The sequence below is a fragment of the Thermoanaerobacterium xylanolyticum LX-11 genome (assembly GCF_000189775.2).
Classification (GTDB): domain Bacteria; phylum Bacillota; class Thermoanaerobacteria; order Thermoanaerobacterales; family Thermoanaerobacteraceae; genus Thermoanaerobacterium; species Thermoanaerobacterium thermosulfurigenes.
In genome coordinates, this window is record NC_015555.1 from 1,553,854 (window position 1) to 1,567,074 (window position 13,221).

Genomic DNA, 13,221 nt, shown 5'->3' on the forward strand with positions numbered 1-13,221 from the left:
CAAAATTTTATTTAAAAATCTGAAAAAACAATATCGTTATAAGTATCCCAATAATAGCACCTACTATTACCTGAAAAGCAGAATGTATTTTACCTTCAACTCTGCTTTGTGCCACTAAAAAAGCCATAATAAAGCTTATGGTTGATATCAGCATGTTTTTAGATATAAAAGTTGATGCTGTTGCAAGGCAAAATGCTATTGCACTGTGCCCGCTTGGCAAACCACCTCTCAGTGGCGTCCCTTTTCCGAAATAGGCTTTTAAAATTATGGTCAATATCATCACAACTATAAGTGTAATGAATGTAATATGGGTAGGAGAGTTTCTTATCCTTGTAAGCAAAATATTAACCCACGGATTAAGCCTATGGAAAAATAGCAAGTATGCGACAAATACAGCGTTTAAAGCAGATATCAACACAGCACCAGCAGCCACATCTTTGGCTATTTTAGCTAAAGCATGATATTCATCAGTTATTAAATCGACTATAGTCTCTATAGCTGTGTTTATCATTTCAGCAATTAAGACAAGAGATATTGTAACTATTATGGCTATCATCTCAAGTTTGCTAAAATTGTAAAACAAACTTAAGACTAACACAAAAAGGGCCGCCACAAAGTGTATTTTCATGTTTTTTTCTGTTTTAAATGCATATATGATTCCTTCTATAGCATAGTTAAAACTATCTATCAATTTTTTTATCTTCAAAAATGTATCACCTTTCTATTTTTAGACGTCGCATAACTTCTTCTTCTTTTGCCCTCATTACCTTTTTTTCGTCTTCTGTCTCATGATCGTATCCCATCAAATGAAACATGCTGTGTGCTGTAAGATACGCAACTTCCCTTATAAAGGAATGACCATATTCTTCAGCTTGTTGCTTTGCCTTCTCCAAAGAAATTACTATATCACCTATAGGTTGTACTTCATCTAAATCATCATCTTCTTCGTCTATATCTGTATATATTTCTTCAAACTCCACCAGTGGAAAAGATAATACATCAGTTTCTTTATCGACATTTCTGTAATACTTATTTAACTTATGAATTTCCTCATTGTCGACAAAAGATACACTTACCTCCACATCATCGACAACGCCTTCCACTTCCAACGCTGTTCGCACCACATCTTCTACTATCCTATCCAATCCCTGTGCATCAACTTTATCCTGTCTATTATCAATTAAAATATTCATTGTAACACCTCTGCCTTATTATTTTCTATTTCAGGATACTCTATCCTGCGATGAAATATTCCGTTTAAAGATGTCAAAAATGACTTTGACAAATCCTTTATGTCCTTTAAAGTTAAATTGCTTTCATTAAGCTGACCATCTTTTAATCTGTCATCAATTATTTTGTTGACCATAGCTTCAATTTCATCATCTGTAGGATCGCGAAGGGACCTTACAGCAGCTTCAATAGAATCTGCCAACATTAAAATTGCAGATTCTTTAGTCTGAGGTTTTGGACCCGGATACCTAAACGAGTCTTCCTCACATAAATCATCTGTCTTTAACGCTTTACTGTAAAAATATTTTACGAGAGATGTACCATGGTGTTCTCGTATTAAATTTATTATATCTTCAGGTAACTTATACTTTTTAGCAAGCTCAACACCGTCTTTAACGTGAGATGTAATCACCAGTGAGCTTAGATCCGGCGATATTTTGTCATGCAAATTTTCATCCGTAAATTGATTTTCTTTGAAAAAATACGGTCTTTTTACTTTACCTATATCATGGTAATATGCCCCAACTCGTGTCAATAGGCTGTTTGCACCAATTGCATCAGATCCTGCTTCAGCCAAATTAGCGACTATTATGCTATGATGATATGTACCAGGAGCATCCATCATCAGCTTCTTCAACAAAGGATTATTTGGGTTTGAAAGCTCCAGCAATTTCAAAGGTGTTATAATGTCAAAACCAGATTCCCAAAATGGAAGTAACCCTATGGCTAATATGACACTAAAAGCACCGCTAATTATTCCCCAAAGGCTGTTTTCTAAAACAGATAAAATATTATTACTATTAATAAGCCCTACTCCTAATATAGACAATGTATTAGCAGCACTTACATATATGCCAGCTTTGACAAAATCGATTCTCTGCTTTGAATTAGCCATCTTTATGGCTCCAATTGTCCCTCCAAATATGGACATTACAAAGAAAGCCTGATTAAAATTTAGCATCATGCCACTTATAATAGAAAAGAATGTATTAAGCGTTATGGCAATAAAAGGATCTAATATGACCGAAACAGATAAGGCAATAAGCTCTGATGGAATAAGCAACGGATTTATGTTTTTTAATGCTATAACTATGAAATAATATATTACCCCCAAAAGATAAAGTATTTGGATATACGCATACTTCTCCCTCACTTTTTTATTAAGCTTAATTATATAATAGCCAGCAATAAATAAAGACACGCCCAATAAGACGATGATGCCAGATAGCATCGCAAAATCTACTCTGCTATTATTTTTAAGAAGTCCCAATGCTTGTAATACCTGGATTTGATCGTCTGTAACTACTTCACCGCTTACAATGATATTTTGCCCCTTCTTATAGACGACAGGCTCTACCTTTGAGGCAGCTTCTTTTCTTGCCATCTCAGTCTCAGTTGCATTGTATATCATATTAGGAGATATGACAGAAGATAGTATTTTATACACTATCGGCTTTAGATCTTGATTTAGATCTGAGCTATCTACAATACTTTTTACACTGCTTAACGCGCCAGATAAAGCATCATCTGTAATCTGACGTGACATCGTGGCTTTTTCAGTTGAAATAGCCAAAGATTCCACCGCAATTATTGTATTGTCTTCAGCAGAAAGCAAAACTTTAAGAGATTGGTCATCAAGTTTAATTGGTAGTGTTTCTTTTAGTGTATTGAGCTTTTCGTCAATCTGTCCACTTGACTTTCTAACACTCCTAAGTTTATTAAAAAAATCAGTAAGCTTAATGTAAGATTCTTGTGCAACATTTTCATCGTAATCGTATTTAGGATTTACACTGTTCATGGCTTCTTGAATCTTTTTTTGTGTTGCTAAATTGTCAACAATGTCCTTAGGTGCTTTAATATCTATCTGAGCAACATCTCCAGCTTTTATATCGATTTTAGGCGGCGTTATTGCTGTGTAAAACAGAAATATCGATACAATGATGTATATAATTGTAATATATATCAAATATGCCTTTTGACTTAAAAATATTTTTCTAATCGGCATGTCCTTTATATGCATCTAAATTAATCCTCCCAAGAAGAATTTTCTTCTTCCGCATCATCAGTTTTTTTAGACTTTTCAAATACTTCATAAGCTTTTACTATCTTAGCAACAAGGGGATGTCTTATAACATCCTGCTCTTTTAGTAAAACAAATTCTATACCCTCAATACCGTTTAAAATCTCAATGACATCTTTAAGTCCAGATCTTTTTCCTTTAGGCAAATCCACCTGTGTAACGTCGCCTGTTATAACCGCTTTAGAACCAAATCCAATCCTTGTTAAAAACATCTTCATTTGCTCTGGAGTAGTATTTTGAGCTTCATCAAGTATTATAAATGAATCGTCCAAAGTTCTGCCTCTCATATACGCTAATGGGGCAACTTCAATAAGCCCCTTTTCCATGTATTTTTGAAATGTTTCAGCTCCAAGAATATCATATAATGCATCATACAACGGTCTTAAATATGGATCAACCTTCTCTTGCAAATCGCCTGGCAAAAAGCCCAGTCGCTCTCCTGCTTCAACTGCCGGCCTTGTCAAAATAATTCGCCCGACTTCTTTATTTTTCAAAGATGTTACAGCCATTGCCATAGCAAGATACGTTTTTCCTGTTCCTGCAGGTCCAATTCCAAAGACAATCTCATTACTTCTTATGGCGTTTACGTAGCGTTTCTGACCATAAGTTTTACATCTTATCTGCTTTCCTCTTGATGTAATGCATACAATGTCAGATAAGATAGATTTTAGCTTCTCTTCCTCTCCCATATTGACTAATCTCATGGCGTATAAAACGTTTTGAGCTGTTATAATCTCACCACTATTGATTATATCTATAAGCTCACTAAACACCTTTTCTGCACCATCCACATTGGCTTCTTCACCGCTGATTTTAATCATATCATCTCTGACGACAATTTTTACATCCATTCCTTCTTCAATCAATTTTATATTTTCATCAAACTTGCCAAATAAATTTGCAGCTTGTTCAATATTATTGATATCAATTGTTACTTCTTTCAATTTTTACCTCCGCATTATAATTGATGTTTTCTTGCGTTCCAATATCCTCTATCACTTCCACTATAACATCAGCCCGTAGGACGTTTGCATTTATCATTGTCATCTTTTCTTGTCTATTGACTATTTTAGCATCTTTTCCAAAAGCAGATGAAATGTTTTTAAGAGCACTTTCCACAGCTAATTTTTCTGCTTCATCTTTTGTCAACTTTACTTCAATCGGCACCGTCTCGTAATATGTCTCATTTATGATTTTTATTGGAGAAGCGGATGAAGTCAAATTTCTCACTTCTCTATCATAATTTTTAAAATCGATTTTTCGCGACAAAAGAGTCAATGTGCTGCTTCCCATTGAAATTTTTGTCATAGTGACTTTTCTACCAGTCCTCTTGTACTTTTGCTGCACTAAATTAACATCTGCGTAGCCTTCATACCAGACTCTTGCCAATATTGTACCCATTGAATGTACAAATCGCGTGTTTGTATTGGGTCTTTCTATTATCCCAGATACTAAGACGTCTCCCATCTTTACTGTATCTCCAACTTTTTTTAAAGCATCACCTTCTAATACTGTCATTTTATATATTATACCATCTTTTTTAGCTATTATATTACATGGCACATTTTCATCTAATACAGCAGGTGGTGCAGTTTTCTTTACAACCTTAACTATTGCTTTTGTACCTTTTATGTCAATACCAATCCATGCCACATCTTTTTCATCCACCAAAAATTCTTGTTGAATCTTATGAATATTTACTGACGACTTTAAAACACCAGCCTTAAGCCCCAATTTATCAAGTTCTGAAATTATAGAAGCTTCACTTATATTTTGTCCACCATCTATCTCAATAGACCATATAAACATCGAAAAAATATATGCTAGTATCACACACGCTATTGCACCTAAAACCAACATTCTTCTTCTCTTTAGATAAAAGACAATAAATGGCAACCCTCTTTTTTCGACGATGTAAACTCTGCAATTTGTCATTTTCGTATACGGCAGTAGAAGCTTGAACCCTTTTAAACTGATCTTTGCTACTATTGTGGTATGGTTCATCCTTTCTACATCCCATACATATATATTTTTAGATATAACAATATTTAAAAATCTCTCTATCGACAAGCCTTCTATTTTTATAATAGCATACCCGTATAAAAAATTCCACAATTTTATGGCCAGCAAGCAAATACCTCCTTTTGCCTTTTAGATTGTGAACAAAGCAAATAAATTACCTTATACAATTATCTCTATGTTTAATATTTTACCAGTAATAACCAGTATCTCTGTCATAACTGAATTTATAATCATATTTTTACCTGTTATTCTAATCATGCCTATCGTAGAATTGATTCTTATCCTTTCAGGAATATATTCTATTATGCCTCTATGATTTTCTACAGTAATTTGCGTGTTGCCTATTACTGTTATCTTAGGAAGGTTTAATAAAACATCTTTAGGGAAATCCACTAAATTTAGAATTCCTTCTTTTATGGTATTTGACTTCATGATAAAGCCTCCTCCCGTTAAATCTTATGAATCTTCAAGTAAAAACATTCTTTTAAGGAATTTTAAAATAAAATAAAAAAAGCATGGATCTACTTTCCATGCAATAAAAGTAAAAAACTTGATACATCTAAGTACCAAGTTTTTTTATCATTGTAAGTGCTGCGAAACTATCATTTTAACTTTATTGCCATCAGCTTTACCTTTTACAAGAGGCATCACTTTACTCATAACCATTCCTATATCATTTTTGTTTGTAGCACCAGTCTCATCAATAACGCCTCTTACGATTTCATCTATTTCATCATCAGTCAACTGCTGTGGCATATATTCCAGCATAATTTCTATTTCACGATTCGCTTTATCTACCAAATCTTGCCTGCCACCTTTTTCGTATTCAGGCAAAACCTCTTTTCTTTGTTTTATTTCTCTTGAAATTACATTAATGACCCCTTCATCATCAAGGACTTTTCCTGTATCCTTTTCTACTTGCAATATCGAAGATCTAACCATACTTAGAATATTTTTTCTGAATACATCTTTTGATTTCATAGCATCAACCATATCTTTGTACAATCGATCCTTAAGGGCCATAATCACACTTCCTTATTTCCCAAATTTGTACTTTCTTTTTCTTGCTGCTTCTGATTTCTTTTTGCGTTTTACGCTTGGGCTTTCATAATGTTCCCTTTTTCTTAATTCAGAAAGAACGCCACTTCTTGAGCATTGGCGCTTAAATCTTCTCAATGCATTATCAAGGGACTCATTTTCTCCAACTCGAACTTCTGACACTGTAATCTCCCTCCCTCCGGATAAACTGCCAAATGTAAGCTGCATTTATTGCTGCAAATATTATTGGGATATCTTAATATATTATAATCTAAAAACCAATTTGTGTCAATGTTTACCCTGGAGGCCATGTCATAAATCTTCCGCCTAAAAGATGAAAATGTATATGGTGAACAGTTTGTCCGCCGTCGTCACCACAATTAGACACTATCCTGTATCCTTTGCTATCAATCTCATACTGCTTAGCCAGCTTTTTTGCAATTACATAGACATGGCCTACAAGCTCTTTATTCCTTTCATCAATGTCCAATGGAGAATCAATATGAGCTTTTGGGACTATAAGCAAGTGAACTGGCGCTTGTGGATTAATATCGGGAAAGGCAACCACATAATCATCTTCATAAATTATTTTTGATTCAATCTCCCTATTTATGATCTTGCAAAAAATGCAATCGCTCAACCATCTCACCTCCTTCAACTATATTTCCTATGGCAAAATCTTTTTTTAAGTCTATCAATTTTACAGGTAGTATTTTATTCTTAATGTTTAAATCTGACTTTACTGCTACTCTTATATAATTGTCAGTAAGTCCTTCCACATAATCATTTAACTCTTTAGTCCTCTGTTCAAATAGCACATTTAAAGTGCTACCTAAAAACTTTCTGTAAAATTTCAATTCGCATTCTTCTGAAAGCTTAATTAATATTTTACTTCTTTCTTCTTTGACAGAGTTTTTAATTTGATCAGGGTAGTCTGCCGCTTTTGTACCGGCTCGCCTTGAATACTTAAATACATGCATCTTGCTGAATTCTATATCCTTAGCAAATTCATAGGTTTCATTAAACTCTCTCTCCGTTTCTCCTGGAAACCCTACCATTACATCAGTGGTTATTGCCACATCTTCGATGTACTTTCTAACTCTCTCAACAATTCTTTTGTATTCGCTTGTTGTGTACTTTCTGCCCATTCTTTTAAGGACACTGTCCGAACCGCTTTGCAATGATATATGGTAGTGTCTGCAAAATTTCGGCAAAAGAGAAACTTCTCTTACAAAATCTTCGGTTAAAAATGTAGGCTCAATTGAACTTAAGCGTATTCTTTCGATGCCTTCGATTTCGTGTATCATCTTTATTATATCAAGCAAATCCACATTTTCCAAGTCTTTGCCATATGATGCAACGTGTATGCCTGTCAACACCACTTCTTTATAGCCATTATCCCTCAGCCTTTTAACTTCATCAAATATGTCATTGGGCTTTCTGCTTCTTATAGGCCCTCTGGCATACGGTATAATACAATAAGTGCAGTATTGATTACATCCATCCTGTATCTTTAAATACGCCCGCGTATGACCTTCTTGAGCCGATATTTTAAGTTCTTCGAATTTTCTATCTTTAAATATATCTTCAACAGCATTCACCTTATTAGCATTTGCTGCTTTCTCTACTAATTTAACTATTTCTCCTTTGTTTTTAGTTCCTAAAACAACATTGACTTCAGGTATATTTAAGACTTCATTTGAAGCCACTTGCGAATAACAGCCAACCACAGCTACTACAGAATCTGGATTTATTTTTTTAGCCTTTCTTATTTCCTGTCTTGATTTCATATCACCTCGACCAGTCACAGTGCATGTATTTATGACATATACATCAGCATATTCATCAAACCCTACAACATCATATCCTAAACTCTTGAAAATCTCAGCCATAGCTTCCGTTTCATATTGATTTACTTTACAACCTAATGAGAAAAATGACACGGTTTTTTTGCGGCCATATATATCATAAAATTCGTCAGCGTCTAAAGCTATGTTTGCCTTTGCCACTTCGTAATATTCCTCCCATATTGTTTGTTATAAAGCTCAAGATTTATTATAACATTTAACTAAATATAAAAAAATAAGCCTCGAAAATTATTTAAGAGGCAAAGTAAAAATCATCTATCCTAGATCTCCTAATTCGTACAAAATTATAGAACCAGCCACAATACCAGCCGTTTCTGTTCTTAAAATCCTTGGACCCAATGTAACAATTACAGCACCATTTTTAGTCGCCGTGTCTACTTCACTATGCGAGAAGCCACCTTCAGGCCCGATAAAAATGCAAATATTTTTTGCACCATTATTCTCTTTTAAAACGTCTTTTAACCTAACATTGGTCTCTCTTTCATACGGCATTACGCATAAATCAAACTCATTGATGTAATTTACAGCAATAGTAAAACTTATCGGCTCCAAAACTTCTGGCACTATCAATCTTCCAGATTGCTTTGATGCTTCTTGAGAAATTTTATTCCACCTGTTTATTTTGTTTCCTATGCTTTTTTCTTTAACCTTTATAATAGAAAATTCGGTTTCAACAGGCACAATTTTTTTTATTCCAATTTCTGTGCATTTCTGAACAATCAAATCCATTTTGTCAGACTTCGGCAGTCCCTGAAATAAAGTCACATTTATAGAACTCTCTACAACTTGATGCAACTCATCGACTATCTTTAATAAAACAGATGTGCTTTCGATAGAAAGAATAGAAGCATTATACTGTTTTACTCCATTAGAAACCACCAAATCAGTTCCAATCCTTAGCCTTAATACATCCTTTATGTGATGCGCGTCATCACCATATATTCTGACTATGCCATCTTTTATATCCTCATCTTTTATAAAAAGCCTTCTCACAGCACTCACTTTTTCCTTGATAATATTGCAACCCATTCCCCATCTTCTTTGACCTCAATAACGTCAAAATATTCGGAAATGGCATTTAAAACATCATCTTTACGATCTTTAATTATTCCACTTGATATGAACAAGCCATTTTCTTTAAGTTTTTCATGTATGTCAAAAGTAGCTTTTATTATTATATCAGCTATAATATTTGCGACTATTAAATCCGCCTCACCATTTAGCTCTTTTAAAAGATCGCTTTTCAAAACCTCGATATTATCCAGTTTGTTTAATTTTACATTTAGAGAAGCCACTTTTAATGCAACTTCGTCAACATCAACTGCAAAAACTTTTTTTGCACCTAACTTAGAGCTGACAATTGACAATATACCTGTACCGCATCCAACATCAAACACGGTATCTCCACTTTTAACATTGTCTTCTAAAAATTCTATGCACATTTTTGTAGTCTCATGACTGCCTGTGCCAAAAGCCATGCCTGGATCTATCTCAACTACTATCTCATTTTCTTCTGGGTTATAATCTTCCCATGATGGTTTTATGACAACACGCTTGCCAATCTTAAAAGTCTTATAATATTTTTTCCAACTGTTTGCCCAATCTTCATCATCGACTTCAGCCGTCTCGAACGTAAAATCTCCAATGTCCAAATTATATTCTTTAAGTCCTGTTATTCTATCCTTGATTATGCTTAATTTGTCAATTGTACTTGGGGTAAGAGGGAAATAAGCTGATATTACAACCTTATCACTATCTACAATCATATCAGGATCTACATAATCCCATTCATTGCTATCATTTAATATCTTCAAATCATTGGGATCTTCTATGACAACACCACCAGCACCAACTTCATGCATTATATTTGTTATAGCTTCCTCAGCTTCCACTGAAGTCGTAATTTTAACTTCAAGCCATTTCAATCATATCACCCTTTTTTATGCTCCAAAAGCATCTTTTACTTTTTGAAAAAATGATTTACCGCCGCTATCATTGCTAAGCTTGTCAAACTCCCTCAATAGCTCTTTTTGCCTTTCTGTCAATTTCTTAGGAACATCGATATATACTTCTACAAATTCGTCACCACGTCCTCTTCCATTGATATGAGGTATTCCTTTGTTTCTAAGCCTAAACACTGTTCCAGTTTGAGTTCCAGGCGGAATATTGTATATAGCTTTGCCATCAAGAGTAGGAACTTCTATCTCTGCACCAAGTGCAGCATCTACAAAACTTATAGGCATTTTAAGCAAGACATTAAATCCATCCCGCTTGAATATCTTATGAGGTTTTATGCTTATTACAATAAAAAGATCTCCATTAGCTCCTCCTCTTTCTCCTGGTTCACCTTCACCTCTTAATGATACCATTTGTCCTTCATCAATTCCAGCAGGTATATTAACTTTAAGTTTCCTTAGTTTTCTTATCCTTCCAGTTCCATGACACTTTGAACATGGATCTTTGACTATCTTGCCTTCTCCATGACACCTAGGACACGTTCTTACATTGACTATCCTGCCAAACGGCGTATTTTGCGTTATTCTGACCTCACCCGTACCATGACATTCGGGGCATACCTCTACTTTCGTTCCTGGATTTGCACCTGTACCATTACATCTATCGCATTTTTCATACCTTTCAACTTCAATCTCTTTCTCGACGCCAAATGCAGCTTCTTCAAAGGCCAAAGTCAAATTAACCCTTATGTCATTTCCCTTTTGAGGCCCAGTTTTTCTTCTGGTACTGCCTCCAAACATATCACCAAATATATCACCAAAAATGTCGCCAAAGCCGCCAAAATCAAATCCACCTTGACCAAAACCGCCAAAGCCACCAAAATCTCCTTGGTTAAAACCGCCTTGATTAAATGCTGCATCGCCAAATTGATCATACTGAGCTTTTTTCTGAGGGTCAGACAAAATCTGATATGCTTCATTTATCTCTTTAAACTTTTGTTCTGCTTCTTTATTGCCAGGATTTAAGTCAGGATGATACTTCTTTGCAAGAGTTCTATAAGCCTTCTTTATATCTTCATCACTGGCATTTTTATCAAGGCCTAATATCGCATAATAATCTTTTGCCATACACATCACCTGCCTTTCTCAACATGAATGAGAACCAGGATTCACCTGGTTCTTATTTATTATCTTTGTTGTCATCTTCCATCTTATAGTCTGCTTCATATACATTCTCTTTATTAGATGTTTCATCACTGCCACTATAGCTATTTGTCTGACCTGTGCCGCCTGCTTGCTGATATATGCGGGAAGATACATTGTAAAATGCTTGTGACAATTTTTCTGAAGCACTTTTTATAGCGTTAATATCGCTACCTTCAAGAGCTTTTCTTACGTTTTCTATCTCTTTATTTATATCATCTTTTTCTTGCTGTGTCATCTTGTCCGCCAAATCTTTCATGGTCTTTTCGGCTTGGTATATTAATGAATCTGCATTATTTCTTACTTCTATCTCTTCTTTTCTCCTTCTGTCTTCTTCTTCGTGCTGTTTTGCCTCATTCATCATCCTGTTTATCTCTTCTTCACTTAAATTAGAAGAAGAAGTGATCGTTATGTTCTGAGATTTTCCTGTACCTAAATCTTTTGCAGAAACATGGACAATGCCATTAGCATCAATATCAAATGTAACTTCTATCTGAGGCACTCCTCTTGGAGCAGGTGGAATTCCAGTCAACGTAAATCTTCCAAGAGTCTTATTGTCCCGAGCCATCGGTCTTTCGCCTTGCAGAACGTGTATCTCAACAGATGTCTGCCCATCCGCCGCAGTGGAGAAGATTTGGCTCTTCTTTGTAGGAATCGTAGTATTCCTCTCAATTAATTTTGTGAATACTCCGCCAAGTGTTTCAATGCCAAGAGAAAGCGGCGTAACATCCAACAACAATACGTCTTTAACTTCGCCTCCTAATACACCACCTTGAATTGCAGCTCCTATTGCAACACATTCATCTGGGTTTATACCTTTGTGTGGTTCTTTGCCCATTATCCTTTTTACCGTCTCTTGAACGAATGGTATTCTTGTCGAACCACCGACTAATATCACTTTATCAATGTCTGAAGGACTAAGCTTCGCATCGCTTAATGCACGATTTACTGGTTCAACAGTAGATTGCACCAAATCATTAATAAGCTCCTCAAATTTTGCTCTTGTAAGATTTACATCTATGTGCTTAGGGCCTGTAGCATCAGCAGTTATAAAAGGCAAGTTTATGTTAGCTGTCATAGCAGAAGAAAGTTCTATTTTTGCCTTTTCCGCCGCATCTTTAAGCCTCTGCATTGCCATCTTGTCGTTTCTCAGGTCGATCCCGTACTCTCTTTTGAAGTTATCTGCCAGCCAATCCATAATCCTCTGGTCAAAATCATCACCGCCTAAGTGGTTGTTACCACTTGTAGCCAATACTTCGAATACCCCATCGCCTATCTCAAGTATGGAAACATCAAATGTACCACCGCCTAAATCGTACACCATTATCTTCTGATTACCTTGCTTATCAAGCCCATAGGCCAATGAAGCCGCAGTAGGCTCGTTTATAATTCTCTTTACGTCAAGTCCAGCTATCCTACCTGCATCTTTAGTTGCCTGCCTTTGGCTGTCATTGAAATACGCAGGAACCGTTATTACAGCCTCTGTAACCTTCTCTCCTAAGTACGCTTCAGCATCAGCTTTTAGCTTCTGCAGTATCATTGCTGAAATCTCTTGCGGTGTATAACTCTTTCCATCAATAGTTACTTTGTAGTCAGAACCCATATGTCTTTTTATAGACATAACTGTCCTTTCAGGGTTTGTAATAGCCTGCCTTTTTGCAACTTGGCCTACTAATCTTTCACCTTCTTTTGTAAATGCCACAACAGATGGCGTCGTCCTGGCTCCCTCGGAGTTTGGTATTACTACCGGCTGTCCTCCTTCCATAACAGCTACGCATGAAAAAGTTGTACCAAGATCAATTCCTATAATTTTTCCCATAATCTA

14 protein-coding genes are annotated in these 13,221 nt (G+C 35.4%); all 14 read right to left on the minus strand.

The features are described from left to right. Nucleotides 1-7: 7 nt before the first annotated feature. Entirely contained in the window at nt 8-706 is a 699-nt protein-coding gene (locus THEXY_RS07660) for a diacylglycerol kinase (RefSeq protein WP_013788268.1), read from the minus strand. A gap of 7 nt (nt 707-713) precedes the next feature. Then, nucleotides 714-1,193 carry an rRNA maturation RNase YbeY gene (gene ybeY, locus THEXY_RS07665; RefSeq protein WP_013788269.1) on the minus strand — a complete coding sequence of 160 codons (480 nt, stop codon included), beginning with the start codon at nt 1,191-1,193 and terminating at the stop codon, nt 714-716. Beyond that, entirely contained in the window at nt 1,190-3,250 is a 2,061-nt protein-coding gene (locus THEXY_RS07670) for an HD family phosphohydrolase (protein WP_013788270.1), read from the minus strand. Before THEXY_RS07670 ends, ybeY begins: the two co-directional genes overlap by 4 nt. Nucleotides 3,251-3,255: 5 nt before the next feature. Continuing rightward, nucleotides 3,256-4,254 (minus strand): PhoH family protein, encoded by a 999-nt coding sequence (locus THEXY_RS07675; protein WP_013788271.1) that lies wholly within the window; start codon nt 4,252-4,254, stop codon nt 3,256-3,258. Continuing rightward, nucleotides 4,235-5,440 carry a sporulation protein YqfD gene (gene yqfD, locus THEXY_RS07680; RefSeq protein ID WP_013788272.1) on the minus strand — a complete coding sequence of 402 codons (1,206 nt, stop codon included), beginning with the start codon at nt 5,438-5,440 and terminating at the stop codon, nt 4,235-4,237. The genes THEXY_RS07675 and yqfD overlap by 20 nt, the downstream gene beginning before the upstream one ends. Nucleotides 5,441-5,491: 51 nt before the next feature. Further along, the gene (gene yqfC / locus THEXY_RS07685; RefSeq protein ID WP_013788273.1) at nt 5,492-5,764 is read right to left on the minus strand and encodes a sporulation protein YqfC; all 273 of its coding nucleotides are present in this window, start codon (nt 5,762-5,764) and stop codon (nt 5,492-5,494) included. A 147-nt stretch (nt 5,765-5,911) separates the two neighbouring features. Next, nucleotides 5,912-6,355, minus strand: coding sequence for a GatB/YqeY domain-containing protein (locus THEXY_RS07690; protein ID WP_013788274.1), 444 nt, complete (start codon nt 6,353-6,355; stop codon nt 5,912-5,914). Between the two features lie 12 nt (nt 6,356-6,367). Continuing rightward, nucleotides 6,368-6,553 carry a 30S ribosomal protein S21 gene (gene rpsU, locus THEXY_RS07695; protein WP_013297679.1) on the minus strand — a complete coding sequence of 62 codons (186 nt, stop codon included), beginning with the start codon at nt 6,551-6,553 and terminating at the stop codon, nt 6,368-6,370. Nucleotides 6,554-6,665: 112 nt separating this feature from the next. Next, a complete protein-coding gene (locus THEXY_RS07700; protein ID WP_013788275.1) occupies nt 6,666-7,010 on the minus strand; it encodes a histidine triad nucleotide-binding protein in 345 nt (114 codons plus the stop codon). Further along, a complete protein-coding gene (gene mtaB / locus THEXY_RS07705; protein ID WP_013788276.1) occupies nt 6,976-8,379 on the minus strand; it encodes a tRNA (N(6)-L-threonylcarbamoyladenosine(37)-C(2))-methylthiotransferase MtaB in 1,404 nt (467 codons plus the stop codon). The genes THEXY_RS07700 and mtaB overlap by 35 nt, the downstream gene beginning before the upstream one ends. 114 nt (nt 8,380-8,493) lie before the next feature. Further along, nucleotides 8,494-9,267, minus strand: a complete 774-nt coding sequence (locus THEXY_RS07710) for an RsmE family RNA methyltransferase (RefSeq protein WP_230197566.1) — start codon at nt 9,265-9,267, stop codon at nt 8,494-8,496. Next, a complete protein-coding gene (gene prmA / locus THEXY_RS07715) occupies nt 9,237-10,163 on the minus strand; it encodes a 50S ribosomal protein L11 methyltransferase (RefSeq protein WP_013788278.1) in 927 nt (308 codons plus the stop codon). Before prmA ends, THEXY_RS07710 begins: the two co-directional genes overlap by 31 nt. A gap of 15 nt (nt 10,164-10,178) precedes the next feature. Continuing rightward, nucleotides 10,179-11,321, minus strand: a complete 1,143-nt coding sequence (gene dnaJ / locus THEXY_RS07720) for a molecular chaperone DnaJ (RefSeq protein ID WP_013788279.1) — start codon at nt 11,319-11,321, stop codon at nt 10,179-10,181. A gap of 52 nt (nt 11,322-11,373) precedes the next feature. After that, nucleotides 11,374-13,215, minus strand: coding sequence for a molecular chaperone DnaK (gene dnaK, locus THEXY_RS07725; RefSeq protein ID WP_013788280.1), 1,842 nt, complete (start codon nt 13,213-13,215; stop codon nt 11,374-11,376). Nucleotides 13,216-13,221 lie beyond the last annotated feature (6 nt).

What these genes read in the sequence shown, in the direction of transcription:
- ybeY (WP_013788269.1), bottom strand. Translation starts at nt 1,193, where the DNA reads ATGAATATTTTAATTGATAATAGACAGGATAAAGTTGATGCACAGGGA.
- THEXY_RS07670 (WP_013788270.1), bottom strand. Translation starts at nt 3,250, where the DNA reads ATGCATATAAAGGACATGCCGATTAGAAAAATATTTTTAAGTCAAAAG.
- yqfC (WP_013788273.1), bottom strand. Translation starts at nt 5,764, where the DNA reads ATGAAGTCAAATACCATAAAAGAAGGAATTCTAAATTTAGTGGATTTC.
- THEXY_RS07690 (WP_013788274.1), bottom strand. Translation starts at nt 6,355, where the DNA reads ATGGCCCTTAAGGATCGATTGTACAAAGATATGGTTGATGCTATGAAA.
- THEXY_RS07710 (WP_230197566.1), bottom strand. Translation starts at nt 9,267, where the DNA reads ATGGGTTGCAATATTATCAAGGAAAAAGTGAGTGCTGTGAGAAGGCTT.
- dnaJ (WP_013788279.1), bottom strand. Translation starts at nt 11,321, where the DNA reads ATGGCAAAAGATTATTATGCGATATTAGGCCTTGATAAAAATGCCAGT.
- dnaK (WP_013788280.1), bottom strand. Translation starts at nt 13,215, where the DNA reads ATGGGAAAAATTATAGGAATTGATCTTGGTACAACTTTTTCATGCGTA.